This is a genomic window from Phytobacter cepae (assembly GCF_054165735.1).
Map to the genome: position 1 here is coordinate 4,145,069 of NZ_CM135107.1, position 24,233 is coordinate 4,169,301.

23 protein-coding genes are annotated in these 24,233 nt (G+C 56.7%); 8 read left to right on the plus strand and 15 right to left on the minus strand.

The window, feature by feature from the left end:
* Positions 1-30: 30 nt before the first annotated feature.
* The 3 genes from crl to gpt form a co-directional block, all read right to left on the minus strand.
* Positions 31-429 carry a sigma factor-binding protein Crl gene (gene crl, locus ACUY4Q_RS19500; RefSeq protein WP_458044349.1) on the minus strand — a complete coding sequence of 133 codons (399 nt, stop codon included), beginning with the start codon at positions 427-429 and terminating at the stop codon, positions 31-33.
* Between the two features lie 59 nt (positions 430-488).
* A complete protein-coding gene (gene frsA / locus ACUY4Q_RS19505; RefSeq protein ID WP_458044350.1) occupies positions 489-1,733 on the minus strand; it encodes an esterase FrsA in 1,245 nt (414 codons plus the stop codon).
* Positions 1,734-1,838: 105 nt separating this feature from the next.
* Positions 1,839-2,297, minus strand: a complete 459-nt coding sequence (gpt, locus tag ACUY4Q_RS19510) for a xanthine phosphoribosyltransferase (RefSeq protein WP_437433158.1) — start codon at positions 2,295-2,297, stop codon at positions 1,839-1,841.
* A 258-nt stretch (positions 2,298-2,555) separates the two neighbouring features.
* Between gpt and pepD the strand changes: the two genes are divergently transcribed.
* The gene (pepD, locus tag ACUY4Q_RS19515) at positions 2,556-4,013 is read left to right on the plus strand and encodes a cytosol nonspecific dipeptidase (RefSeq protein ID WP_458044351.1); all 1,458 of its coding nucleotides are present in this window, start codon (positions 2,556-2,558) and stop codon (positions 4,011-4,013) included.
* Positions 4,014-4,094: 81 nt separating this feature from the next.
* Here the strand turns inward: pepD and prfH are convergent, their stop codons facing one another.
* From prfH to dinB, 4 genes are all read right to left on the minus strand, one after another.
* Positions 4,095-4,709, minus strand: coding sequence for a peptide chain release factor H (gene prfH / locus ACUY4Q_RS19520; RefSeq protein WP_458044352.1), 615 nt, complete (start codon positions 4,707-4,709; stop codon positions 4,095-4,097).
* Entirely contained in the window at positions 4,706-5,845 is a 1,140-nt protein-coding gene (locus ACUY4Q_RS19525; protein ID WP_461824426.1) for an RNA ligase RtcB family protein, read from the minus strand. Before ACUY4Q_RS19525 ends, prfH begins: the two co-directional genes overlap by 4 nt.
* Positions 5,846-6,036: 191 nt before the next feature.
* Positions 6,037-6,483, minus strand: coding sequence for a GNAT family N-acetyltransferase (locus tag ACUY4Q_RS19530; RefSeq protein ID WP_458044354.1), 447 nt, complete (start codon positions 6,481-6,483; stop codon positions 6,037-6,039).
* A 1-nt stretch (position 6,484) separates the two neighbouring features.
* Complete coding sequence (gene dinB, locus ACUY4Q_RS19535; protein WP_458044355.1) at positions 6,485-7,540, minus strand: DNA polymerase IV; 1,056 nt, start codon at positions 7,538-7,540, stop codon at positions 6,485-6,487.
* A gap of 306 nt (positions 7,541-7,846) precedes the next feature.
* Here dinB and dpaA point away from each other — a divergent pair, with 306 nt between their 5' ends.
* Entirely contained in the window at positions 7,847-8,584 is a 738-nt protein-coding gene (gene dpaA / locus ACUY4Q_RS19540) for a peptidoglycan meso-diaminopimelic acid protein amidase (protein WP_458044356.1), read from the plus strand.
* Here dpaA and ACUY4Q_RS19545 read toward each other — a convergent pair.
* Together ACUY4Q_RS19545 and lpcA are read right to left on the minus strand one after the other, a co-directional pair.
* The gene (locus tag ACUY4Q_RS19545; protein WP_458044357.1) at positions 8,555-9,322 is read right to left on the minus strand and encodes a class II glutamine amidotransferase; all 768 of its coding nucleotides are present in this window, start codon (positions 9,320-9,322) and stop codon (positions 8,555-8,557) included. The two genes, dpaA and ACUY4Q_RS19545, sit on opposite strands and share 30 nt — an antisense overlap.
* 149 nt (positions 9,323-9,471) lie before the next feature.
* Complete coding sequence (gene lpcA / locus ACUY4Q_RS19550) at positions 9,472-10,053, minus strand: D-sedoheptulose 7-phosphate isomerase (RefSeq protein WP_458044358.1); 582 nt, start codon at positions 10,051-10,053, stop codon at positions 9,472-9,474.
* Positions 10,054-10,299: 246 nt separating this feature from the next.
* Between lpcA and fadE the strand changes: the two genes are divergently transcribed.
* Both fadE and ACUY4Q_RS19560 read left to right on the plus strand, forming a co-directional pair.
* Positions 10,300-12,744 (plus strand): acyl-CoA dehydrogenase FadE, encoded by a 2,445-nt coding sequence (gene fadE, locus ACUY4Q_RS19555; protein ID WP_458044359.1) that lies wholly within the window; start codon positions 10,300-10,302, stop codon positions 12,742-12,744.
* A 109-nt stretch (positions 12,745-12,853) separates the two neighbouring features.
* A complete protein-coding gene (locus tag ACUY4Q_RS19560; RefSeq protein ID WP_458044360.1) occupies positions 12,854-13,624 on the plus strand; it encodes an amidohydrolase in 771 nt (256 codons plus the stop codon).
* A gap of 519 nt (positions 13,625-14,143) precedes the next feature.
* On the opposite strand, the gene hpxK is transcribed toward ACUY4Q_RS19560, so the two are convergent.
* The 3 genes from hpxK to ACUY4Q_RS19575 all read right to left on the minus strand — a co-directional run bounded on the left by hpxK (position 14,144) and on the right by ACUY4Q_RS19575 (position 17,665).
* Complete coding sequence (gene hpxK / locus ACUY4Q_RS19565) at positions 14,144-15,385, minus strand: allantoate amidohydrolase (RefSeq protein WP_458047394.1); 1,242 nt, start codon at positions 15,383-15,385, stop codon at positions 14,144-14,146.
* On the minus strand, positions 15,385-16,623 hold the full coding sequence (locus ACUY4Q_RS19570) for a pyridoxal-phosphate-dependent aminotransferase family protein (RefSeq protein WP_458044361.1): 1,239 nt from the start codon (positions 16,621-16,623) through the stop codon (positions 15,385-15,387). The genes hpxK and ACUY4Q_RS19570 overlap by 1 nt, the downstream gene beginning before the upstream one ends.
* 202 nt (positions 16,624-16,825) lie before the next feature.
* On the minus strand, positions 16,826-17,665 hold the full coding sequence (locus tag ACUY4Q_RS19575) for a MurR/RpiR family transcriptional regulator (RefSeq protein ID WP_458044362.1): 840 nt from the start codon (positions 17,663-17,665) through the stop codon (positions 16,826-16,828).
* 113 nt (positions 17,666-17,778) lie between these two features.
* On the opposite strand from ACUY4Q_RS19575, the gene ACUY4Q_RS19580 reads away from it, so the two are divergent.
* The 4 genes from ACUY4Q_RS19580 to hpxZ are packed head-to-tail and all read left to right on the plus strand — an operon-like array spanning position 17,779 to position 21,313.
* Positions 17,779-19,362 (plus strand): gamma-glutamyltransferase family protein, encoded by a 1,584-nt coding sequence (locus tag ACUY4Q_RS19580; protein ID WP_458044363.1) that lies wholly within the window; start codon positions 17,779-17,781, stop codon positions 19,360-19,362.
* A gap of 9 nt (positions 19,363-19,371) precedes the next feature.
* Positions 19,372-19,560, plus strand: a complete 189-nt coding sequence (gene hpxX / locus ACUY4Q_RS19585; RefSeq protein WP_458047395.1) for an oxalurate catabolism protein HpxX — start codon at positions 19,372-19,374, stop codon at positions 19,558-19,560.
* Positions 19,557-20,930 carry an AtzE family amidohydrolase gene (locus tag ACUY4Q_RS19590; protein ID WP_458044364.1) on the plus strand — a complete coding sequence of 458 codons (1,374 nt, stop codon included), beginning with the start codon at positions 19,557-19,559 and terminating at the stop codon, positions 20,928-20,930. The genes hpxX and ACUY4Q_RS19590 overlap by 4 nt, the downstream gene beginning before the upstream one ends.
* Positions 20,930-21,313 carry an oxalurate catabolism protein HpxZ gene (gene hpxZ / locus ACUY4Q_RS19595; protein WP_458047396.1) on the plus strand — a complete coding sequence of 128 codons (384 nt, stop codon included), beginning with the start codon at positions 20,930-20,932 and terminating at the stop codon, positions 21,311-21,313. The genes ACUY4Q_RS19590 and hpxZ overlap by 1 nt, the downstream gene beginning before the upstream one ends.
* Before the next feature lie 476 nt (positions 21,314-21,789).
* Here the strand turns inward: hpxZ and puuE are convergent, their stop codons facing one another.
* The 3 genes from puuE to ACUY4Q_RS19610 are packed head-to-tail and all read right to left on the minus strand — an operon-like array spanning position 21,790 to position 24,217.
* The gene (puuE, locus tag ACUY4Q_RS19600; RefSeq protein WP_458044365.1) at positions 21,790-22,734 is read right to left on the minus strand and encodes an allantoinase PuuE; all 945 of its coding nucleotides are present in this window, start codon (positions 22,732-22,734) and stop codon (positions 21,790-21,792) included.
* A 29-nt stretch (positions 22,735-22,763) separates the two neighbouring features.
* Positions 22,764-23,501: an aspartate/glutamate racemase family protein gene (locus ACUY4Q_RS19605; RefSeq protein ID WP_458044366.1), complete on the minus strand. Its 738-nt coding sequence runs from the start codon at positions 23,499-23,501 to the stop codon at positions 22,764-22,766.
* Positions 23,498-24,217 (minus strand): GntR family transcriptional regulator, encoded by a 720-nt coding sequence (locus ACUY4Q_RS19610; protein ID WP_458044367.1) that lies wholly within the window; start codon positions 24,215-24,217, stop codon positions 23,498-23,500. Before ACUY4Q_RS19610 ends, ACUY4Q_RS19605 begins: the two co-directional genes overlap by 4 nt.
* Positions 24,218-24,233 lie beyond the last annotated feature (16 nt).

Consider the following 24,233-nt stretch of genomic DNA (forward strand, 5'->3'; position numbering starts at 1 on the left):
GGCGTTTTTTGTTTTACCTGACTCAACGCATCAGGCGGTCAGCTTGATCTCGTCAGAAAAGTTGTCCGCAGGCTCCAGCTTCAGATCCAGGGTGGCCAGCAGGTCACGGGCACGCCCATGAAAATCCCGCAGCGTGTGTTCCAGTCGATCCGTCACTTCTGCGTCTTTAATCGCCGTTGGCTTCCAGTCCCCTTCTTTATCAAACAGCCCAAAATGATAGCTGTAGGTAAAGCGGTCTTCCTGCGCTTCCATCTCCATCCACCAGCCCCAGAATTCACGCTTCTCCGGTGCAGGCTTTACATTGACGCATACGGCCAGGCAATCGAAAAAAAAGCGATTATCTACGCACTGCTCTTCCCTAATATAGGGGCCAAGCGCGGTAAACTTTTTAATGAGTCTGCTCTTCGGATGTCCACTCGGTAACGTCATTGCGATCTCTCCTTTTGTGATGCAACTGTTTTACCAAACAAATAGAAATTAGCAATCTATTAACGTAATCGATTACTGATCCACGCCGTGATATCACGTAGCGCTTTATCAAAATTGCGATAAACCGGATTAAACGGGATCTCAAGCAGTTTACCGTCCGCAGATGACGAGGTAATTAAACGTGACTCTTCTTCCGGGCTGAACGGATCATCTTTCCAGAAACCCGAGAGCATCGGCGTCGGACAACGACGACCGAGCAGCCCCTGCGTTTTGAGCGAGTAGCGGTTCAGTTCAACATGCAGCGCGTCGTCCGAAGCATCGTGCATCCCAAGCCGGCTGGCCAGCACATCCATGTACATCTCTGGAATGCGGCCGAGTTGCTGAGGATTGGTCATCAGTGCATGCACAACCGGCCCCAGACAGGCGACAGCCTTAAGCCTGGGTGATTCAAGGTAGCCGAGGCGCACCGCCACGTTTGCCCCAAAGCGGAAGCCAAAAGCGGCCACGCGAGTATGATCGATCCACGGGATGTTGGGCAGCGCTTGTAATACGTGCTGATGCAGCAGACTGGAGTCCTGGGTCAGCTTCCACTTTGATGAAAAACCGACAGAAGGCATATCCAGCGTCAGCATGGCGATGCCTTGTGGGGCAAAATAGCGCTCATACAACGTGTAGTAATCGATTTGCAGATGATCCAGCCCGCCGCACATCAGGATGGTCGGGAACGGCCCCTCCCCTTCGGGCATATGCAAGAAGCCAATCACCGGCGAGCCACCAGGAATAGCGAACTCCATTTCGCGCATTTTACCCGGCAGACGCTGCGCCGCTTCTTCATAGGCGCGGTTCGCCAGCGCCTGGGCCTGATCGGCCAGCGCATCGCCTTTAATATGTGGGTAGGCCGCAATGCTGTAGAGATTCGAGGCGTGCAGCCAGTGGCGACCGCTCAGGGCCGTATCCTGCTCCTGGCTCGCTTTCTGCTGCCAGAGCATCGCCTGAGTTGACCATTCATAGATCCAATTCCCGCCGCGATAACCCACGACCGTGTCGTAAAGATCCGGGCTGGTGCGTTCGGCATCGCTCATGACAATGCGGGATTGCACATCCATGATCTCGCGCGGATCCACGCCACGCCAGACCCACATCAGGCGGTTGATCATGCGATACCACTGCGGCGCGTTGCTGCCATCCAGGGTGGAATCGATATGCGGTTGCGTGCCCGGATTAAATCGGCGCACCAAAGTAGAGGTTTCCGGATGCTTGAACCGGGGTTTAAACAAAGTTTCGCTGAGGTTAGCTTGAGCCATGTACGCAGCCTCCATGATGACGTCACTGAGACTATTGTAACCTGCTGCGCGCTAAAATGAACAACGCCCGGCAAAGCCAGGCGTTGGGGAACGGCAAGGAGATGATTAACGTGAAGAAATTGGCGGTACGAAGACCACGCCCATGTCCCACGGTTGTTCAATCCAGGTATCTTGCGGAATATCAATCACATAATCGTCAACCAGTGGGCGACCTGCCGGTTTTGCAAAAATGGTCACGAAATGCGCTTTGGGGTACATTTCACGGATTGCCACCGCCGTACCACCGGTATCCACCAGATCGTCAATCACAATAAAACCTTCACCGTCGCCTTCGGCGCGTTTAAGGATTTTCATCTCACGCTGATTGTCGTGGTCATAGCTGGAGATGCAAACGGTATCAACATGACGAATACCCAATTCGCGAGCCAGTAACGCCCCCGGTACCAGACCGCCACGGCTAACGGCAATAATGCCTTTCCATTGCTCAGACGGCATCAGGCGATTTGCCAGTTTGCGTGCATGAATCTGCAACATGTCCCAGGTGACGACGTATTTTTCGCTCATGTGAAGTGTCCCAGCCTGTGTATCTACGGCTTAAAAAGTGTTCTACGGGGAAATAGGTTGCGCGAGATTATAGAGATCTGACGCGCTAAAAACCAGTGCTACCCGGCATCACTCTGGCTTTTTACGCGACGCGTACTAACAGGAGGGGAATAAAGTGGTATTCTCAGGGCCATCTCGCAAGCCCGTCTTGTGATGTCCGTTTATTTAACCCTATGACCTGTAAGGTGTGTTTCGCAGGTCTCTTAAAGGAGACTCATCGTGTCTGAATTGTCTCAATTGTCGCCACAGCCGCTGTGGGATATTTTTGCCAAAATTTGTTCTATTCCCCACCCGTCTTACCATGAAGAGCAGCTTGCAGAACATGTGATGAGCTGGGCGAAAGAAAAAGGCTTGCATGCAGAGCGCGATCAGGTCGGCAATATTTTGCTGCGCAAACCGGCAACCGCAGGGATGGAAAACCGTAAACCGGTGGTGCTGCAGGCCCACCTTGATATGGTGCCGCAGAAAAATAACGACACCGTACACGACTTCACCAAAGATCCGATTCAGCCGTACATTGATGGCGAATGGGTTAAAGCCCGTGGCACCACGCTGGGTGCGGATAACGGCATCGGTATGGCCTCCGCGCTGGCAGTTCTCGCTGACGACAGCGTTGAGCACGGTCCGCTGGAAGTGCTGCTGACCATGACCGAAGAAGCGGGGATGGACGGCGCATTTGGCCTTCAGGCGAACTGGTTGCAGGCCGATATCCTGATCAACACGGACTCCGAGGAAGAGGGCGAGATCTACATGGGTTGCGCCGGTGGGATTGATTTTATCACCACCCTGCCGCTCTCACGCGAAGCCATTGCAACGGGTTCCCAGACCTTCAAGCTGACCCTGAAAGGGCTGAAAGGTGGCCACTCAGGTGGCGATATTCACCTGGGTCTTGGCAATGCCAACAAACTGCTGGCCCGCTTCCTCGTAGGGCATGCTGCAGAGCTGAACCTGCAACTGGTGGACTTCAATGGCGGAACGCTGCGTAACGCTATCCCGCGTGAAGCCTTCGCTACCGTTGCTGTGCCGGCAGACAAAGCTGAACAGCTGAAATCGCTGGCGGCGACCTATCAGGATATCCTGAAAAACGAACTGGAAATTAAAGAGAAGAACCTGGTGGTTCTGCTGGAGAGCGTGTCCAGCGACAAACAGGCGCTGACCTCTGCCTCGCGCGACAGCTTCATTCAGTTGCTTAACGCGACGCCAAACGGGGTTATCCGCAACTCTGACGTGGCGAAAGGCGTAGTGGAAACCTCTCTGAACGTCGGCGTTGTCACCATGCAGGACGACAACGTTGAAATCATCTGCCTGATCCGTTCGCTTATCGACAGCGGCAAAGATTATGTGGTGAGCATGCTGGAGTCGCTGGGGCACCTGGCGGGCGCGAAAACCGCACCGAAAGGCGGTTATCCTGGCTGGCAGCCGGACGCCAATTCACCGGTGATGCATCTGGTGCGTAAGACCTATCAGCGTCTGTTTAATAAGACGCCAAACATTCAGATCATTCACGCCGGTCTGGAATGTGGTCTGTTCAAAAAACCTTACCCGGACATGGACATGGTGTCGATTGGGCCAACCATCACCGGGCCGCACTCTCCGGATGAGCAGGTTCATATTGAAAGCGTCGGCCAGTACTGGCAGCTTCTGACCGAACTGCTGAAAGCCATTCCGGCGAAGTAATACGCTGAATCGCCGGATGGCGCTTCGCTTATCCGGCCTACACTGTGACACGTAGGTCGGATAAGAATTTATTACTGCTGACTACCTTTCTCTGAATGCCATTCCTGTGAACGTTCGCACCGGATTTCCGCGTTCAATCTGATGATGGAACATCCTTCTCTCCGCCTTTGAGGCCGCATAACTCTCCTGACGCAGCTGTTCAAGCCGCCAGGCAATCAACACCTTTGCCAGCCGTTTATTAGCATGCTGGCTCCGTTCCGACTGCACCTTTACGCTAATACCACTGGCAAGATGGGTCGCGCGCACTGCTGAATCGGTCTTATTGACGTGCTGCCCGCCCGGGCCGGAAGAGCGTAACGTCTCGAAACGAATCTCTCCTGATACGTCCTGTTCCTCGGCAGCAAAACGCCCAATGCCCAGATACCAGTTTTTCCGTCCGTGGTGGGGTCGCCAGGGGCTGGCACAAATCCACTGCACGGTGCCATGCCAGCGGGCACTCAGCGCCCACGCGTTGTCGCCCTCCAGCGAGACCAGAGCAGAGCGTAAGGTACCGGTTCGTGCCCCCTCTTCGGTTTCCAGCAGCGTTAAGGCAACCTGCTGCGCCTGAGCTTCATGAATGAGTGCATCCAGCGCTTTTTTCACCGCCAGGCAGCATTCGTCTGGCCCCTGCGCGGAAGAGAGTTGTAGTAGAATCATGCTGACTTTCCTCCGCTGGTTTTCAGCGTGAGTACCGGGCGCAAACGGGCCACTGGATTCACCAGCCCGGCGTCCATCAGACAGTTAAGCACGCTTTCGGCGGACTTATAGGCCTGAGGTGCCTCTTCGTAAATCAGTTGCCTGTCGCGGCAAACCACCCGACTACCAAGCTCGGTGCGCGCCAGCTGCTGCGGGCTAAATTTTCCCGAGAGTCGGCCCTTGCACTCGGTACGCATCCATTTGCGCCCTGCGCCATGAGCCAGTGAATGTAACGTCTCTTCACTGACGACAGGCTGCACCAGCCAGCTGTAATCGCCTCTCGAACCCGGAATGACCACCAGCCCCTCACTGTCTGGCGTTGCACCCTTACGGTGTAGCCAGCCTTTTTCACCGTTGATACGGCAAGGCTCAACGAAGTTGTGGGCAACGTCCAGCACCGCTTCCCCTTCCCCACGAACCTGCTGCAAAATACGCCTCGCAATCAATTGGCGATTCGCCCGCGCAAACGTCAGCGCCTCATGGTGTTCAGCCAGATAACGCACGGCTGCTTCACTTTCTTCAGCCAGGCCCGCGTGAGAAAAGGCTGTGATGTGCTGCTGCAAAATCGCCTGCCCCAGTCCACGTGACCCGCTGTGAACCAGAAGCTGAAGGCGATCCGCGTTCAGTCCGGCTTGTTGAAAACAGTCGGCATTGAAAACCTCATCGACCTGCTGAAACTCCGCAAAGTGGTTGCCGCCGCCAATGGAACCCAGCGCGCTTCGCCAGCGATGCCCGGCCATATGTTCAGGCAGATGATTGTCCAGCCAGGCCTCATCGGCATGGTCATCAAACGCAGTCAGCCGTTTTTCAAATTTATCCGCATTATATTTGCGACGCAGGATGTCCGTCTGCCACAGCGCCATGCCGCAGCCAATGTCATTTCCGACAAGCGCCGGGTAGAAACGGCCACGCGAAAAGAATGCGGCGCCAATGGGATAGCCCCGTCCGGGGTGTAAATCCGGCATACCGACGACACGGTGCATACCGGGCAAATCTGCGGTGGTGTGTAATTGTTGGGTCGCTAAACCCTCGACCCATAAGTCGTCCGACGCAATATAAGAAACCGCGTCAGAGAGATAATGAACATTCGTGCCCATATACCAATCCATCTTAAAAATTTAAATAAGGATGTGGCAGACACAGTCAGGGCGAAAAGAGATTAATCCTGGAAAGGTCTGCAAAATGAGTTATTAAAATATGTTGTCATGATTAACCCCCTTTGCAGTCTGATGTATGGAAAGTGCGCGTATAATAATCAGGTTCCGTTTTCATTGCAAGGTTATTTTCTCTACCTTTTCAGCGCCATGTGGTAATTCACAAATGCCACGCCACGGGATTCTACCGATTGTTGCTGAATAACCTGAAAGCCATGGCGTTCGAAAAAGGGCTTCGCCGTAATACTGGCATCGACGGTGATCATGCCGTCTGGAAGACGGGTAACCAGCGTCGCGAATAATGCACTGGCGACCCCGCGACGTATAAATTCAGGAGAGACAAACAGCAGGTCAATATAGCGTTCTATCGCCGTGATAAAACCTACCGGCTGGTTATTAATGACCGCAACCTGTACCCTGGAGTGGGTTAATTTTTCCTGCCAGCGCGACGCATCTATTTGTGCCCAGGCGGCAATCTGGCGCGGGGAATAATCCTGGCTGGCCGTTTCAATAACCGCGCGCAGAAATATTTCGCACAGCGCGTCAAAATCGCTTTCTTTATATTTTCTGATTTCCAGCATTTTATAATCCCAATACCAATTGCCGCTCCAGTTGGGGGTCGAGCAGGGTGACGTGCAGGCCCACTAAACGTACTCCCCGACCGCTGCGGCGCTCATCCCAGGCTTTACGCGCCGTTGCCAGCAAGTCGGCTTTGTTCAGCCGCGGCCAGTTATGCTCCTGGGTGGTGAGCTGAAAATCGGCAAATTTCAGCTTCACGCCCTGGCGGGCAATCAGCAGATCGGGTTTGACGATGAGCAGACGGCGCTCCAGTTCAGCATAAAGGTTCTCGATAATCGCTTCGCACGCTTCCCACTCGTGGATATCGTCCAGTAACGTGCGTTCCACACCCACGGATTTACGCAGCCGCTCGCTGCTGATTTGCCGCTCGTCAATGCCCTGACTGCGCTCCCACAGCACCCTACCAAACTTACCAAACCGTTTAAGTAACATCGCCAAATCGCTGTTTTGCACGTCCTCACAGGTACGCAGACCGAGCGTTTCCAGTTTTGCTGCCGATACCTTCCCGACCCCTGGTATTTTGCTCAGCGGCAAAGTGCGGATGAACGTCGGCACATCGGCAGGCGTGATCACATACTGCCCGTTGGGCTTGTTCAAATCCGAGGCGATTTTGGCGAGAAACTTTATTGGCGCAATCCCCGCAGACGCCGTTAACTGTGTCTCGCGGAAAATGGTCGCCCGAATCTCTTCGGCCATCAAGGTAGCAGAACCGTGGCATTGCGGGCTGTCAGTGACATCAAGATAGGCTTCATCGAGCGATAGCGGTTCAATCAGTGAGGTGTAGCGGGAAAAGATGTCGCGAATCTGATGAGACGCCTCTTTATACGCATCAAAACGACCGGGTAACAGCGTGAGGTGCGGGCAGAGTTTTAACGCCATCGCAGTAGGCATGGCGCTGCGCACGCCAAATTTTCGGGCCGGATAGTTAGCCGTGCTGATCACGCCACGCTTAACCCGACTGCCGCCGATGGCGATCGGAATATCGCGCAGGGCGGGGTTATCGCGCATCTCTACCGCTGCGAAAAAGCAGTCCATATCGACATGTATGATTTTGCGCATAGGCTCACCCTTACCATTACTGGATAAGTATACAGCATTATAACTGGAAACGAGAAGTTACTGAAAAAAGCAGGCACATTTGTGTAAAAAATCGCCTGTCGTGTTGTTATTTCAGGGGTTTTCATCTGACAATACGGCGCAGGGGGATCGGGGCGAAAAAACGAATGTGAAAACTCCGCGATCCGGGCTTGCGAAAAACTACCGTGATGCTAATGTGGGCGCGCCCGAAGCAGATAAATCTGATTTTCTGGGCCTCTTTTTGCCGTCCTGGCAATGTGGTATCCGCTTTATCAAGGAACAAGCAGTATGCGCAAAATCGCATTTTTTCTTGCGATGCTTCTGATGCCGTGCGTCTCGTTTGCTGGTTTATCCAGTAACAGTTCAACAACGCCGATCAGCCAAGAATACAAGCAGCAGTTGATGGGGTCGCCGGTTTACATCCAGATCTTCAAAGAAGAGCGCACCCTTGATCTCTACGTCAAAATGGGCGAGCAGTACCAGCTCCTCAACAGCTATAAAATTTGTAATTACTCGGGCGGCCTGGGGCCAAAACAGCGTCAGGGTGATTTCAAGAGTCCGGAAGGGTTCTATTCCGTTCAGCGTAGCCAGCTCAAGCCGGATAGTCGCTTCTATAAAGCCATTAATATCGGCTTTCCGAACGCCTTTGACCGTGCCCATGGTTATGAAGGGAAATACCTGATGATCCACGGCGCGTGCGTCTCAATCGGTTGTTACGCGATGACGGATTCACAAATCGATGAGATCTTCCAGTTCGTGACGGGCGCATTGGTGTTTGGGCAACCGACGGTGCAGTTAAGCATTTACCCGTTCCGGATGACCGATGCGAATATGCAGCGCCATAAATACTCGACTTACGCGAAATTCTGGCAGCAGCTTAAACCAGGCTATGACTTCTTCGAGCAGACGCGTAAGCCGCCGGTGGTATCCGTTGTCGACGGAAACTACGTGGTCAGCAAACCGCTGAGCCACGAAGTCGTTCACCCGCAGCTGGCGTCAAACTACACGCTCCCCGAGGCAAAATAACGCCCACTCGCCTGGCATAATCTTGTGCCAGGTTTCATTGCCCGTCAGCGGTTGCGTGGCAATCACGGTAACCACATCGTTCGGTGTGGTTTCCCGCTGAAAATCAATTTCAACATCCTGATCCAGTAACGTCGCCACGCCAAAGGGGGCGCGTCGGGTGATCCAGAATAGATTCGTTGAGCAAAACGCCATCACATATCGCCCGTCTGACAGCAGCATGTTAAACACGCCCTTCTCTCGCAGTTGCGTCGCCAGTGTCGCAATGTACTTAAACACCGCTTCCATATTGCCCGGCGTGCGCGGGTAGCGCGTTGTCAGCTTGTCGAGCAGCCAGCAGAACGCCTTTTCGCTGTCGGTCTCGCCAACCGGGCGGAAGTTGCCGGTCTGCAGGGTTTTATAACCCGTCAACTGCCCGTTATGGGCGTAGGTCCAGTTGCGGCCCCACAGCTCACGGGTAAACGGATGGGTATTTTCCAGCGCCACTTCCCCACGGTTGGCCTGACGAATATGGGCCACCACCGAGTGAGATTTAATCGGATAATCCTGCACCAGTTTGGCAATCGGGGAGTTGAAGCTGGGTTGTGGATCCTTGAACGTGCGACAGCCTTTCCCTTCGTAGAAGGTGATACCCCAGCCGTCTTTATGCGGCCCGGTTCCTCCACCACGCTGCACCAGCCCGGTGAAACTAAAGCAGATATCGGTCGGCACATTAGCGCTCATCCCGAGCAGTTCGCACATACAACACCTCCACAACGCCTGAAAAAAAAGAAGGCGTAATTGTTGCAGCCAGTTTGGACACGGACAGCGCGCAAAAACCGGCGCGTACACAGAGTACGTGAGGATTTTGGGCACTGCCCAGGTTCAAAACGGCAAATAAAATAGCCTTCTTAGGCTTTTTCCATCTCTTTTTCGATAAGCAGGATCAGGATGTGAATCACTTTAATGTGAATTTCCTGAATACGGTCAGCATAACCGAAATGCGGCACACGAATCTCGATATCCGCAGTCCCTGCCATTTTGCCGCCATCTTTCCCGGTCAGGGTGATGACTTTCATGCCCTGCGCGCGCGCAGCATCAATCGCTTTAATGACGTTCGCTGAGTTACCGGAAGTGGAAATCCCCAGCAGGACATCGCCCGAGCGACCCACCGCTTCCACGTAACGAGAGAAGACGTGATCGTAACCGAAGTCGTTGCTCACACAGGAGAGATGACTGACGTCGGAAATGGCAATGCCAGGGTAGCCTGGGCGGTTTTCACGGTAGCGTCCGGTGAGTTCTTCCGCGAAGTGCATCGCATCGCAATGGGAGCCGCCGTTACCGCAGGAGAGCACTTTGCCACCGGCTTTAAAACTGTCAGCCAGCAAAACCGCAGCACGCTGGATAGCATGAATATTGGCGTCGTCTTTAAGGAAGTTAGCCAAGGTTTCGGCGGCTTCGTTTAATTCGTTACGAATCAAATCCTGGTACATGAGGATATCCTTCAGTAAACAGTATGAATGTAAATTCTCGAGCGCAGTTTACCGGATAGGATCATCAGCGAGAAGCCAAAGCCATACATATCACCCGGTGTTTTCGTTTTTCGTGCCACAATTCACCCCAACAATGTGAACCAGGTTGTAATTATTTTGTAAACACATTGCTAAAAGAAATAACATCCACTAAAACCTTATCATCACAAGTGGTCAGACCTCCTACAAGCCAGGGAGCTTTTCTCTATGATGATTTTGAGTCTTATCGCAACAGTCGTTCTTATCGGGGTGCTGTTTTACCACCGGGTGAGTTTACTGCTCAGCAGCGCAATCCTGCTGGCATGGACAGCCCTTCTCGGCGCTTCCGGCCTGTGGTCTATCTGGGTATTGGTGCCGCTGGCCATTATCCTTGTGCCGTTCAACGTAGTACCGATGCGCAAATCGCTGATTTCCGCCCCGGTGTTCCGCGGCTTTCGTAAAGTCATGCCGCCCATGTCCCGCACCGAGAAAGAAGCGATCGACGCGGGTACCACCTGGTGGGAAGGCGATCTGTTCCGCGGTAACCCGGACTGGAAAAAACTGCACAACTACCCGCAACCGCGTCTGACCGCGGAAGAGCAAGCCTTTATTGACGGGCCGGTGGAAGAAGCCTGCCGGATGGCAAACGACTTCCAGATCACCCATGAGATGGCGGATCTGCCGCCGGAACTGTGGGCCTTCCTGAAAGAGCATCGCTTCTTCGCGATGATCATCAAGAAAGAGTACGGTGGGCTGGAATTCTCTGCCTATGCGCAGTCTCGCGTACTGCAAAAACTCTCCGGCGTCTCTGGCATTCTGGCCATCACGGTTGGCGTACCGAACTCTTTAGGACCGGGCGAACTGCTGCAACACTACGGTACGGAAGAGCAAAAAGATCATTACCTGCCACGCCTGGCGCGTGGGCTGGAAATCCCCTGCTTTGCATTGACCAGCCCGGAAGCCGGTTCTGATGCCGGTGCGATCCCCGATACCGGTGTCGTCTGTATGGGCGACTGGCAGGGCGAGCAGGTGCTGGGTATGCGCCTGACCTGGAACAAACGTTACATTACGCTGGCGCCTATCGCGACGGTGTTGGGACTGGCCTTTAAACTTTCCGACCCGAACAAACTGCTGGGCGGTGAAGAAGAGCTCGGCATTACCTGTGCGCTCATTCCCACCAACACGCCGGGCGTAGAGATTGGTCGCCGCCACTTCCCGCTTAACGTACCGTTCCAGAACGGCCCGACGCGCGGCGAGGATATCTTTGTGCCGATTGATTACATCATCGGTGGCCCGAAAATGGCCGGACAGGGCTGGCGTATGCTGGTGGAGTGCCTCTCCGTTGGCCGTGGCATTACGCTGCCTTCTAACTCTACAGGCGGCCTGAAATCGGTCGCACTGGGAATTGGTGCTTACGCCCATATTCGCCGCCAGTTCAAAGTGGCTATCGGCAAGATGGAAGGCATCGAAGAGCCGCTGGCACGTATCGGGGGTAACGCCTACGTGATGGACGCCGCTGCGTCGCTTATCACTTACGGCATTATGCTCGGTGAAAAACCGGCGGTGCTCTCCGCTATCGTGAAGTATCACTGCACCCACCGTGGTCAGCAGTCCATTATCGATGCAATGGATATCGCGGGCGGTAAAGGCATTATGCTGGGTGAAGGTAACTTCCTTGCGCGTGCTTACCAGGGGTCACCGATCGCCATCACCGTGGAAGGCGCGAACATCCTGACCCGCAGCATGATGATCTTTGGTCAGGGGGCCATTCGTTGCCATCCGTATGTGCTTGAAGAGATGGCGGCTGCGCAAAACAACGATGTTGATGCCTTCGATAAACTGCTGTTCAAACATATCGGTCACGTTGGTAGCAATGAAATGCGCAGCTTCTGGCTCGGTCTGACTCGTGGGCTGACCAGCGCGACGCCAACCCATGACGCCACCAAACGCTACTATCAGCACCTCAACCGCCTGAGCGCCAACCTTGCGCTGCTGTCGGACGTGTCGATGGCGGTGCTCGGCGGCAGCCTGAAACGCCGCGAACGCATCTCGGCGCGCCTGGGCGACATTCTGAGTCAGACCTTCCTCGCCTCTGCGACGCTGAAACGCTATGACGATGAAGGCCGCAATGAGATGGACTTACCGCTGGTGCACTGGGGCGTGCAGGATGCGCTCTACAAAGCGGAACAGGCGATGGATGACCTGCTGGCCAACTTCCCGAACCGCATCGTGGCCGGCCTGCTGCGGGTGGTGATTTTCCCGACCGGGCGTCATTACTTTGCCCCGTCCGATCATCTTGATCATCAGGTGGCGAAAATTCTGCAAACGCCTTGCGCGACCCGCTCACGTATTGGTCGTGGTCAGTACCTGGCGCCGAGCGAACATAACCCGGTGGGCCTGTTGGAAGAAGCGTTGCTGGATGTGATGGCCGCCGACCCGATTCATCAGCGTATTTGCAAAGAGCTGGGTAAAAACCTGCCGTTTACTCGCCTGGATGCCCTGGCGAAGCAGGCGCTGGCCGGTGGGCTTATTAACCAGGATGAAGCCGACATTCTGCATAAGGCCGAAATCAGCCGCCTGCGTAGCATCAACGTGGATGACTTCGAGCCGGAGGAACTGGCGACCCAGCCGGTAAAGCCGGAAGAAAAAGTACGTAAACCACAAGCCGCTTAATCTACGCCTTACGAGATTCTGACCCCGCTTCGTGCGGGGTTTTTTATTCCCCCAGCGTCTCATTTTCTCGTGCTACAGTGTAAAAATGCTGTTTCAGGAGAGCTTAATCATGCCGGGTTTAAAATTAACGTTGCTACAACAACCGCTGGTCTGGATGGATGGCCCAGCGAACTTGCGCCACTTCGATCGCCAACTGGAAGAGATTACCGGGCGTGATGTCATCGTACTGCCGGAGATGTTCACTACGGGCTTTGCCATGGAAGCAGCAAAACAGTCGCTGCCCGAGGCCGATGTCATTCTCTGGATGCAAACCAAAGCGCAACAGACCAATGCCCTGATTGCCGGTAGCGCCGCACTGCAAACCGAACGCGGCCCGGTGAACCGTTTCCTGCTGGTGGAGCCGGAAGGCCAGGTGCATTTTTACGATAAACGCCATCTGTTCCGTATGGCCGATGAGCATCATCACTATGAAGCGGGTAACGAACGGGTGGTCTTTGCATGGCGTGGCTGGCGGATCCTGCCGCTGGTCTGCTACGACCTACGTTTCCCGGTCTGGTCACGCAATCGCGATGATTACGATCTGGCCCTGTATGTGGCGAACTGGCCCGCACCGCGCTCGCTGCACTGGCAGTCACTGCTGGTGGCCCGTGCGATCGAAAACCAGGCTTATGTGGCAGGGTGCAATCGCGTGGGAACCGACGGTAACGGGCATCACTATCGTGGCGACAGCCGTGTCATTAACCCGCAGGGTGAAGTGATTGCCACGGCGGAGCCGCATCAGGCCACGCGTATTGACGCCGAGCTGTCGCTGACCGCGCTGAAAGAGTACCGCGAGAAGTTCCCCGCCTGGCAGGACGCTGATCCGTTTACGTTAGGGTGAGTTTTTCACCCTGGATCTGTCTGTTCCCCTCACCCTGTCCGCTTTAGGGCTGAGGAATCCCCAATAATATTACGTTTTACAGCGATAATATTGCCCAATGAGAATAAAACAGTCACCGCGATGACAGGGTCCGGCTGAAAATCGGCGAAGCGTATCCGCAAGGCCGGGGCGACGCGCAGGGATGCGCGGCGAGGGCGACTTTACACGGACGTTACCTTCGCCCGTCCCCGATAAGCCTGAAGGAATATGCGTAGTGAACCGCGCCAGCGGCGATTTTCCTGGCCGGGAGCCCGGGTCGCCAGGGCGGTGGCGGTGAACCGCCCTGGCACGTTCACCGGTTCTGGCGTTATAGAAAAGCAAGGAACATAAGGTGAACGGAATGACCCTCAGAGCCGCATGTTTCCCCTCACCCTAACCCTCTCCCACGGGGAGAGGGGACTGTCCGTGCTCGTATTATTTTGTGGGGATCCCTCAGCCCTCAGGGAGAGGGACAGGGTGAGGGTCACTGGCTGCACCGCACTAAATCAGCTTGCTCACCGCCGCGCTGTAAGCCTGTAGCGCTTTTGCAACATCTTCCATCTGCACACGTTCAGCCGGGTGATGGCTGATTCCTTTGTCGCAACGCACAAATAACATCGCTGACGGCCAGCGTTCGGCAACGGCTATCGCATCATGGCCGGCCCCGCTGGGCAGCCATAGCGCCCGGCCCTGCACTTCGCTAACCGCGCCGGCTAACACCTCACGCAGCCTCGCATCGCACGGGGTGGCGGCGATGGTATAGAAAACGTCATGGCTGAACGACAGCCCCCGCTGAGCCGCGATGCGTTCGGCTTCGTCCAGCAAGGCGTTCAGCAACATCTCGCGCCGATCGTCATCAGGGCTACGAATGTCCAGGGTCAGCGTCACGGCACCGGGGATCACGTTCACCGCACCCGGTTCACACTGCAAGGTCCCCACGGTCGCCACCTGCTCCGGGCCGGATTCCCGCGTCTTTTGCTCTACAAAGGCTATCCACTGCGCGGCCGCGGTTAGCGCGTCATGTCGATGAGCCATCGGCACCGTTCCCGCGTGGCCAGCCTCTCCGGTAAAGCAGCAGGTGAGCCTGCGGGCACCGTTAATGGCAGTGACAACACCAAGGGGGACATCCGCCTGCTCCAGCACCGGGCCCTGCTCAATGTGCAGCTCCAGGTAAGCGGAGAATTCCTCGGTTGCTCGCTCAGCCATCAAGATGCGAGATGGGTCGAGCCCGACGTTGACCATCGCCTGCGCCACGCTCACCCCCTGTGCGTCCTGGCACTCAAGCCAGCCCGCAGGCCATGTTCCGGTCAGCCCACGACTCCCCAAGAGCGTAATGTTAAACCGCGTTCCCTCTTCATCAGCAAAGCCGATAATTTCCACCGCCTGTTCACCGTGAAGGCCCTGGCGATGCAAACTGTCGACGACCTCGATGGCGGTCAGCACGCCAAGCATACCGTCGTAGCGCCCGGCATTACGCACCGTATCGAGATGTGAACCCAGTAACACTGCCGGCGCACCTTCACCGGCAGCGTCGTAGCGTCCGCAAATATTTCCCACCGCGTCCTGCCAGGTGAGCATGCCCGCCTCTTCCATCCACTGAGCAACTAGCGCGTTGGCGCGCATATGCTCCGGGGAGAGATAGACTCGGGTAAGCTGGCCCGGCGTCTCACTGATCGTTGCGAGCACATCACAACGCGCCATCACCCGCTGCGCGGCGCGGTCAGCCTCATCGGCGGTCATCATCACACCGCCCCTTCGTAGACGTTCCATGCTGCCTGCATCCCCTCACCCTGCACGGTTCGGAAGCCGAGGCGATTGAGCACCGCTTCAAGTGCGGTCAGGGTTTGCAGCACGCAGTCTTTGCGGGCGTTGTAGCCCATGGTGCCGATACGCCAGATTTTGCCCTGCAGCGGGCCAAACGAGGTGCCAATCTCGATGTGGAAATCATCCAACAGGCACTTACGCACCTCTTCGCCGTGAACAGCAGCAGGGATAACCACGCCGAGCACGTTGTTCATTTTGTGGCGAATGTCGCCAAAGACGTCCAGCCCCATGCCCTGAATGCCGGCCAGCATGGCGCGACCGTGCAGTGCATGACGGGCAATCAGCGCGTCCATCCCCTCTTCGAGCATAATGCGGGCGCATTCGCGGGCGGCGAACAGCATACTGGTAGCTTCAGTGTGGTGGTTCAAGCGCTCTGGTCCCCAGTAATCCATCACCATACCGAGATCGAAATAGTTGGAGTAGATCATCTCGTCATCGCCATCGCGATGGGTGTCGGTGCGGATCCCCTGTTCCACGCATTTACGCGCACGAATCACCGCTTCCATTTGTGGACTGAGGGTGATGGGCGAGCTACCTGACGGGCCGCCGAGGCATTTTTGCAGCCCGGCGGAGACGGCATCCAGCCCCCAGGCATCGGTTTCCAGCGCGTTGCCACCGAGCGAGGCGGTCGCATCGGTATAAAACAGCACCCCGTGACGACGACAAATATCGCCAAGCTGCTCCAGCGGCTGCAGCAAGGTGGTGGAGGTGTCGCCCTGCACGGTCAGCAACAGGCGCGGTTTCACCTGCTTAATGGCATCTTCAATCCGATCTGGGGTAAAGACTTCGCCCCACGGTACTTCGATGGTGTGAACTTCTGCACGGCAACGACGGGCAATCTCACACAGCAGATGCCCAAAGCGCCCAAACACCGGCACCAGCACCTTGTCACCCGGACGAATCGCGGAGACCAGCACGGCTTCAATCCCGGCACGGGAAGTGCCATCCACCAGCATAGTCCAGTGGTTTTCAGTGCGGAATACCCCCCGGTAGAGAGACATCACTTCATTCATGTAGCCAGTCATCACCGGATCGTACTGGCCCACCAGTTGGCTCGCCATGGCGCGCAGGACGCGCGGGTCAGCATTAATCGGGCCAGGCCCCATGAGCAGGCGATGCGGTGGGTTGATTTGCAAACAGTGCTGAGAATCAAACATAAGCGCGTCCTTTGGTATACAAAAGCGGGAATGATGAAACAAAAGATTCTTAAGATAATTTTCTGCAACTAATGTGCCACACACGCAGAGTTCACGCCAGCTCAGGAACCAGTGGAATTCGCTCTTTTTTTGCGCTGTCTACGCGATATCATTTGCGCCATTAGCGACCGCCATCAAGGTGCACAAGCACCATGACGGTGCGCTAGCGCTGCTCCAGTTCATCCAGCTCTGTATACAAAGAGGCTATCTGATGAATACGCTGGCGACCCTCGGTCAGGGCGTTATGTAATAAGGCGTTGGCGAGCAGATTAACCAGGCTCATCGCCCCGCTGTAGCTGTCAAACGCTGAAACGCTGTCGAGAGGCACGCCCAGATGCCAGCGGGCCAGCGTGGTCATGCCTGCGGCCTGTGGCTCACTGATGGCAACCGCTGGCACTCCCTGTTTTTGCAGCGCTTCAAGCACCGGGCGGATCACGCGGGGGCGACGACGAAAGGCGACCACCACCACCAGATCCGCCGGGGTAATATCCACCAGCTCTTCCGCCAGCGTCTGGCCCGGCTGCGGCATCACATAGACCTGCCCACGGCTTTGCATGAGCTGTTGGCGCAGGTGTAGCGCCACCGGCGCGCTGTTTCTGAGGCCCAGAATATAGACCCGTTGCGCCTGGCCCAGGGCCTGTACTATGTCGGCAAACTGTCCGGCATCGAGGGTATTAACCCACTGGGTCAGGTTCGCCATTTCCTGTTTGTAGTGTCGCGCCAGCAGCGTATTGCCCTGTACCGCGTCGCGGTTATCGGTAAGCGGCATTCCGCTCTGGCGCAGGGTGCGTAGCTCGTCGCGCATCTCTTTGAAACGATCATAGCCAAGGCGCTTAAACAGACGGCTGACGGTGGCCTTGGACACCCCGCTCAGACGCGCCAGTTCGGCGCTGTTATAGCTCACCAGATCGTCGAAATGATCCATGATGAACGAAGCAACCCGCTGTTCCTGCGGCGATAATTCGCTGTAGCACTCACGCAAGCGCGTATCTAACTGCTGCATAGCCCCTCCTGCAACTTTTGTTTCACTCTAAGCTGACACAGTGAATCGCTTATCGTCAATCTGGAACAGCTCTTGCTTAACTCACTGACTGAATCAAAAAAGAGAGCCTGACGATGCAAAGTAATATGGCCCCTTCCGGGATGGCGGTAACGCCCCACCACCTTGCCAGCGAGTCGGCATTGTCGGTGCTGCGTCACGGCGGCAACGCCATTGAAGCGATGGTGGCCGCCGCCTCTACCATCGCGGTGGTTTATCCGCATATGAACGGGATCGGCGGCGACGGATTCTGGCTTATCGTCCCCCCCGAAGGGGAACCGCTGGCAATTGATGCCAGCGGTTCCGCCGGGCAGAAGGCCACGCTGGATTTTTACGCCGGGCACACACACATTCCGCATCGTGGCCCGCTGGCGGCCCTCACCGTACCGGGGACGCTGAGCGGTTGGGATGAAGCGCTCAATTATTCCGCCTCCCTCGGCGGCGGATCATTGCCGCTGTCACGCCTGCTGGCGGATGCGATCCGTTACGCCAGTGACGGGATCCCTGTCACCCAATCTCAGGCCAGTGCCACCGAGAGTAAATACCCCGAACTGGTGGATGTTTCCGGCTTCGCCGAGACGTTTTTGGTGGAGGGCAAGGTGCCTTTGGCGGGCAGCCGTTTCTGCCAGCCGCGTCTGGCCCGTACCCTGACCCGCCTTGCGACCGAAGGGCTGGACAGTTTTTATCGAGGGGCGCTGGCGGAACAGATCGCCAGCGAGATGCACGAACTGGGTTTACCGCTGACCGCTGCCGATTTGGCGGCCCATCGTGCCCATCGCCGCGTGCCGCTGCGTCTGGCACATAGCCAGGGCGAGGTCTTCAATATGACGCCGCCGACGCAGGGGCTGGTCTCGCTGGCGATCCTTGGCATCACCGACCACCTGGAGATGGCGCAGGCAACCGAAGTCCAGACCATCCACCGCATCGTGGAGGCCACCAAAAAAGCCTTCGGCCTGCGTGACCGCTACATTACCGATCCTCGCCATGTCACCCTGCCGGTGCAAAGCCTGCTGGAGCAGACCCCACTGGAAGCTCTGGCCGCCAGCATTGATGAATCCCGTGCGGCGCCCTGGGGCAAAGGTAAAGGCCCCGGCGACACCGTCTGGATGGGCGTAGTGGATAAAAACGGGCTGGCGGTATCGTTTATTCAGAGCATTTACCACGAGTTTGGCAGCGGCGTTGTGCTGCCGGAAAGCGGCGTACTGCTGCAAAACCGGGGGGCAGCGTTCAGCCTCGACCCCGATCACCTGCTCACACTGGTGCCGGGCAAACAGCCTTTCCATACGCTGAACCCCGCCGCCGCACGCCTGAAAGATGGCCGGACTATGGTCTACGGCACCATGGGGGGAGACGGTCAACCGCAGACCCAGGCGGCCATATTTACCCGGCATATCCTGCAAAATATGCCTCTGCAGGCGGCAGTATGCGCCCCGCGATGGCTGCTGGGCCGTACCTGGGGCCAGGCTTCCGACAGCCTGAAACTTGAACGCGGTTTTAGCGATGAAACCTGGCAGGCGCTGCTCGACCTCGGGCATGAGGTGGAGTGGCTGCCGGGCCTGAGCGAAGCCACCGGGCATGCAGGCGCGATTGTACGCCACCCTAACGGGATGCTCGAAGGGGCATTCGATCCACGCAGTAACGGCAGCGCCGCCGGTTTTTAAGGAGCAATGATGACGGAGAATACCTTTGACTGGCCGACCTATATCCGGCTGATGGAGCAACTGCTGGCGGTACCGCTGGATGATGCCCGCCGTGCTGAGCTGGAAGTGCAACTGACGCGCATCGCGGCGATGGCGGCACCACTGATGGCCTTTCCCCTCCCGCACCGTCAGGAAGGCGCAGGAGAGTATCGGCTATGAATCTGTCCATTCGGGAAATTCAGCAAGGCTTACGGGCAAAAACCTTCAGCGCCCGCGAACTGGCGCAACAATCACTGACGCATATTGAGCAGACGAACCCGCTGATTAACGCGTTTACGGGCGTCACCGACGCGCGCATGTTAAACGAAGCGGCAAACATCGACGCCCGTCTGGCTGCCGGTGACACACTGCCGCCCCTCGCCGGCGTGCCTTACGCAGTGAAGAATTTGTTTGATGTGGACGGCGTGACGACGCTGGCTGGCGCGAAGCTGTTCAGCACGCAGCCGCCTGCTGAGAAAGATGCCTTTGCCCTGCGCAAGCTGAAGCAGGCCGGTGCGATGCTGGCAGGCACGCTGAATATGGACGCCTATGCCTATGGCTTTACCACTGAAAACAGCTATTACGGGGCAACGCGCAATCCACGCGATCCCTCCCGCGTTGCGGGCGGTTCGTCCGGTGGTTCCGCCGCCGCCGTGGCGGCCGGAATGGTCAACTTCTCGCTGGGCACGGACACCAACGGCTCTATTCGCGTCCCCGCCTCGTTGTGTGGAATTTTGGGGCTCAAACCCACCTTCGGGCGCTTGTCCCGTTCCGGCAGCCATCCGTTTGTCGCCAGCCTGGATCACATTGGCCCGCTGGCGCGCGGCGTGGAGGATCTGGCCTGCGTGTATGACGCCCTCCAGGGGCACGATGTAGAAGACCGCTGGCAGTCTGAGCGCGTAACGACCGCGGCTTTGCCCACGCTTAGCGCCAGGGAGCCTTTACGATGTGCGGTGCTGGAAGGCTATTTCACCACCTGGTGTGACGACGATGCACGTCACGCCGTTGCCACGGTGGCGCGGGCGCTGGAGGCGGAGCAGGCGGTGGTGTTACCGGAGGCGGAACTGGCCCGTAGTGCCGCCTTTTTGCTTTCTGCCGCCGAAGGCGGAAACCACTATCTGCCCGCGCTGCGGACCGACTGGCAGGCGTTTGAGCTCAACTCCCGTGAACGTTTACTGGCAGGCGCCATGACGCCCTCCGCCTGGTACATGCAGGCCCAGCGTTTTCGCGCCTGGTTTCGGGATAATACCCTGCCGCTGTTTGAGGGAGTCGATCTGTTGCTGGCCCCCGCTACGCCATGCTGCGCGACGCCGATTGGCGCCCAGACGATGCACATCAACCATATGGATCTGCCGGTCAAAGCCAGTATGGGCATGCTGACGCAGCCTGTTTCGTTTCTCGGACTGCCGGTAGTCACCGTGCCGGTAAGAACGGCGTCGGGATTACCGATTGGCGTACAATTAATAGCCGCGCCCTGGCAAGAGTCACGCTGCTTACAGGCCGCGTGGCGACTGGAGCAGGCCGGTATTCTTTACTCACAGGATGCATGATGAACAGAGAACATATCGACCGCCCGGCGGTGTTGAATGAGGTTACCGCCGCGTTTTACCGCTATGAGCAGGCGCTGATCGGTAATGATGTACAGGTGCTGGATGAGCTGTTCTGGGCCGATTCCCGCACGGTGCGTTATGGCGCAACGGAAAATTTGTACGGCATAGAGGCCATTCGTGCGTTTCGCAATGCGCGTCCGTCTGCCGGGCTGGACAGGCTACTGCGCAATACCACAATCACCACTTACGGCGAAGATATGGCGGTGGCGAGCACCGAGTTTACCCGTGAGAACAGCGAGCGCGTGGGCCGCCAGATGCAGACCTGGGTGAAGTTTCCCTACGGCTGGCGGATTGTGGCCGCACATGTGAGCTTGATGGGTTGAGGTGGATGGTTTGCTCCCTTTCAGGGCTGAGGACTCCTCAGAGATATTACTTTTTGCAGCGATAACATCGTGCCATGAGAATAAAACTGTCACCGCGATGACTGGGTCCGGCTGAAAATCGACGAAGCGTATCCGTAAGGCCGGGGCGACGCGCAGGGATGCGCGGCGAGGGCGACTTTACACGGACGTTACCTTCGCCCGTCCCCGATAAGCCTGAAGGAATACGCTGAGTGGACCGCGCCAGCGGCGATTTTCCTGGCCGGGAGCCCGGGTCGCCAGGGTGGTGGCGGTGAACCACCCTGGCACGTTCACGGGTTCTGGAGCGATAGAAAAGCAAGGAACATAAGGTGAACGGAATGACCCTCAGAGCCGCATGTTTCCCCTCACCCTGGCCCTCTCCCCGGTGGGGCGAGGGAACTGTCCGTGCTCGTATTATTTTATGGGGATCCCTCACCCCAAGGGGAGAGGGTGAAAACTCACTCGGTGGTATACGGATGCACTTTCATCCAGTGCTCGGCTATCTCCTGGCGGCGGCAAATCCATACACCTTCATGCCCCTGCACATAATCAAGAAAACGCTGTAACGCCCTGAATCTTCCGGGTCGCCCCAGCAGCCGACAGTGCATGCCAATCGACATCATCTTCGGCGCGGTCGCCCCCTCTTCATACAACACATCGAAACTGTCTTTCAGATAGGTATAAAACTGCTCGGCAGTGTTAAACCCTTGCGCGGTGGCAAAGCGCATATCGTTAGCATCGAGGGTATAGGGCACAATCAGATGGGGCTTTTTATCGACCGTCGTCCAGAACGGGAGATCGTCGCCGTAGTAGTCGCTGTCATAGAGCAGGCCCCCCTGCTCTACCACCAGCTTGCGGGTATTCGGGCTGTCGCGCCCGGTGTACCAACCGAGCGGTGCTTTGCCAAATAGCGTGGTGAGGATCTCCAGCGCCTGCTGCATGTGCTGACGCTCGGTCTGAATATCAAGATCCTGGTAGTGGATCCAGCGCCAGCCATGGCTGACCACATCGTAATCTGCCGCTTTGATCGCTGCGACAATCTCGGGGTTACGCGCCAGCGCCATCGCTACGCCAAATACCGTCAGCGGCAAACCACGTTTCTGAAATTCATTATGAATGCGCCAAAAACCCGCGCGCGAGCCATATTCATACAGCGAATCCATCGACATATGGACCGCCGGATAACTGGCAGCGCCGATGATATCAGACAGGAACTGCTCAGAACCTGCGTCACCATGTAACACATGATTCTCACCGCCCTCTTCGAAATTAAGGACAAACTGCACGGCAATGCGCGCGCCGCCAGGCCACTGCGCATGGGGAGGATGACCAGCGTACCCCGCCAAATCGCGCGGGTAGTTGGCAGTAAAGTGCCAGACAGGCTTGTCCGTCTCTGAATGCATGCTGATTAGACCTCATTTTGGGGCCGCCCTCAGTTCAACATTTCGAAGCATCCTGAGAGCGGCTTTTTATTGGGATACGCGAGATCGCCATATTTGCTGGTGCCAAGTCCCAGCCCGACGAGGGATTCCACCATCTTCACCGCCGCCGTAACGCCGTCAATCACCGGTATGCCCAGCTCCTGCGTCAGTTCCTGCGCCAGGTTCGCCATTCCACCGCAACCGAGCACAATTGCACCGCTATGGTCTTCCCGTTTGGCTTGTATACAACGCTCGCGTACCTTTTGTTGAGCAAGACCCGTGCCATCTTCTAACGCCAGCACCGGTAAATCGATCGCATGCAGCGCCGCGCAATGGTTTTCAAAACCGTATTGCTGCAATAAATGACGGGCGATGATTACCGTCCGTGGCAGCGTGGTGACAATGGAAAAGCGCGTGGCGACAAGCGTTGCCACGTGCATTGCCGCTTCCGCAATCCCAACCACCGGTCCGCTTGCCAGCTCGCGGGCGGCCAGTAGTCCCGGATCGCCAAAGCAGGCAATGACGTGCCCCTGGGCCCCCTGCGCCTGGCCGTACTTGATTTGTTCCAGCACGCCAATGGCAGCGATAGCCTCATCGAAGTGCCCTTCTATGGATTCCACGCCCTGGCTCGGGCAGCTCGCCAGAATGGTGGTGCCCGGTGCGGCAACGCTGCGGGCCGCGCTGGCGATGGTGTGGGTCATCTCCGGGCTGGTATTAGGATTGATGACCTGTATACAAATTGCTGTCATGACTGTGTACCTGCTGCGCCGAACAGACGCGTAAAGTCGGGAAGGACCTCGCCCCCGCGCTCAAAACTGAGACTGGAGACAATATGATCGAAGTGATGCGATAGCGCATGGCTGAGCGCCGGGAGATCTTTCTTACGCAGTAACTCGATCAGTTTGTCATGATCGTCGCAGCGGCATCCCTGCTGCCAGGGCGCCCCCCAGGCGGCGATCACCAGCGAAGAGCGCTGAGCAAGCGTGGTCACAATGTCGGTCACCACCGCATTACCAGAAATGGCCTGCAACTGGATGTGGAACGCGGCGGAATGGCGGATGGCGGCGGCACCGTCATGCGCCTGATGTGCCTCGTCTTCCTGAGCAATGATTTTTTCCAGACCCGCCAGATGTGGCGGCTGTAAATGCGCCAGCACCTGCGGCAGGTTGGCGCACTCGATCATTTTGCGGGTAGAGAAGATAGATTTTGATTCATCAATATCAGGTTTTGCGACGAATGCACCACGTCTGGGCGCGATGGTGACCATTTGCACCGTTGCAAGGCGCGTCAGTACCTTGCGAATCCCGGTACGGCTGACGCCGAACACATCCGCCAGCGCCTCTTCCGGTAATTTACTGCCGGGCGGCAGCTGATGTTCAACGATGGCGGTCATCAGTGACTGCCAGATGACATTTTCTTTGTCTTCCAGATCTGCTGGGGTCTGTAGCCCCGTCTGTGGCTTCATTCTGAAATTCCTTTGT

Coding starts and splice junctions, on each gene's coding strand:
- crl (WP_458044349.1), bottom strand. CDS start 429: ATGACGTTACCGAGTGGACATCCGAAGAGCAGACTCATTAAAAAGTTT.
- frsA (WP_458044350.1), bottom strand. CDS start 1,733: ATGGCTCAAGCTAACCTCAGCGAAACTTTGTTTAAACCCCGGTTCAAG.
- gpt (WP_437433158.1), bottom strand. CDS start 2,297: ATGAGCGAAAAATACGTCGTCACCTGGGACATGTTGCAGATTCATGCA.
- prfH (WP_458044352.1), bottom strand. CDS start 4,709: ATGATTCTACTACAACTCTCTTCCGCGCAGGGGCCAGACGAATGCTGC.
- ACUY4Q_RS19525 (WP_461824426.1), bottom strand. CDS start 5,845: ATGGGCACGAATGTTCATTATCTCTCTGACGCGGTTTCTTATATTGCG.
- ACUY4Q_RS19530 (WP_458044354.1), bottom strand. CDS start 6,483: ATGCTGGAAATCAGAAAATATAAAGAAAGCGATTTTGACGCGCTGTGC.
- dinB (WP_458044355.1), bottom strand. CDS start 7,540: ATGCGCAAAATCATACATGTCGATATGGACTGCTTTTTCGCAGCGGTA.
- dpaA (WP_458044356.1), top strand. CDS start 7,847: ATGCGCAAAATCGCATTTTTTCTTGCGATGCTTCTGATGCCGTGCGTC.
- ACUY4Q_RS19545 (WP_458044357.1), bottom strand. CDS start 9,322: ATGTGCGAACTGCTCGGGATGAGCGCTAATGTGCCGACCGATATCTGC.
- lpcA (WP_458044358.1), bottom strand. CDS start 10,053: ATGTACCAGGATTTGATTCGTAACGAATTAAACGAAGCCGCCGAAACC.
- fadE (WP_458044359.1), top strand. CDS start 10,300: ATGATGATTTTGAGTCTTATCGCAACAGTCGTTCTTATCGGGGTGCTG.
- ACUY4Q_RS19560 (WP_458044360.1), top strand. CDS start 12,854: ATGCCGGGTTTAAAATTAACGTTGCTACAACAACCGCTGGTCTGGATG.
- hpxK (WP_458047394.1), bottom strand. CDS start 15,385: ATGATGACCGCCGATGAGGCTGACCGCGCCGCGCAGCGGGTGATGGCG.
- ACUY4Q_RS19570 (WP_458044361.1), bottom strand. CDS start 16,623: ATGTTTGATTCTCAGCACTGTTTGCAAATCAACCCACCGCATCGCCTG.
- ACUY4Q_RS19575 (WP_458044362.1), bottom strand. CDS start 17,665: ATGCAGCAGTTAGATACGCGCTTGCGTGAGTGCTACAGCGAATTATCG.
- ACUY4Q_RS19580 (WP_458044363.1), top strand. CDS start 17,779: ATGCAAAGTAATATGGCCCCTTCCGGGATGGCGGTAACGCCCCACCAC.
- hpxX (WP_458047395.1), top strand. CDS start 19,372: ATGACGGAGAATACCTTTGACTGGCCGACCTATATCCGGCTGATGGAG.
- ACUY4Q_RS19590 (WP_458044364.1), top strand. CDS start 19,557: ATGAATCTGTCCATTCGGGAAATTCAGCAAGGCTTACGGGCAAAAACC.
- hpxZ (WP_458047396.1), top strand. CDS start 20,930: ATGAACAGAGAACATATCGACCGCCCGGCGGTGTTGAATGAGGTTACC.
- puuE (WP_458044365.1), bottom strand. CDS start 22,734: ATGCATTCAGAGACGGACAAGCCTGTCTGGCACTTTACTGCCAACTAC.
- ACUY4Q_RS19605 (WP_458044366.1), bottom strand. CDS start 23,501: ATGACAGCAATTTGTATACAGGTCATCAATCCTAATACCAGCCCGGAG.
- ACUY4Q_RS19610 (WP_458044367.1), bottom strand. CDS start 24,217: ATGAAGCCACAGACGGGGCTACAGACCCCAGCAGATCTGGAAGACAAA.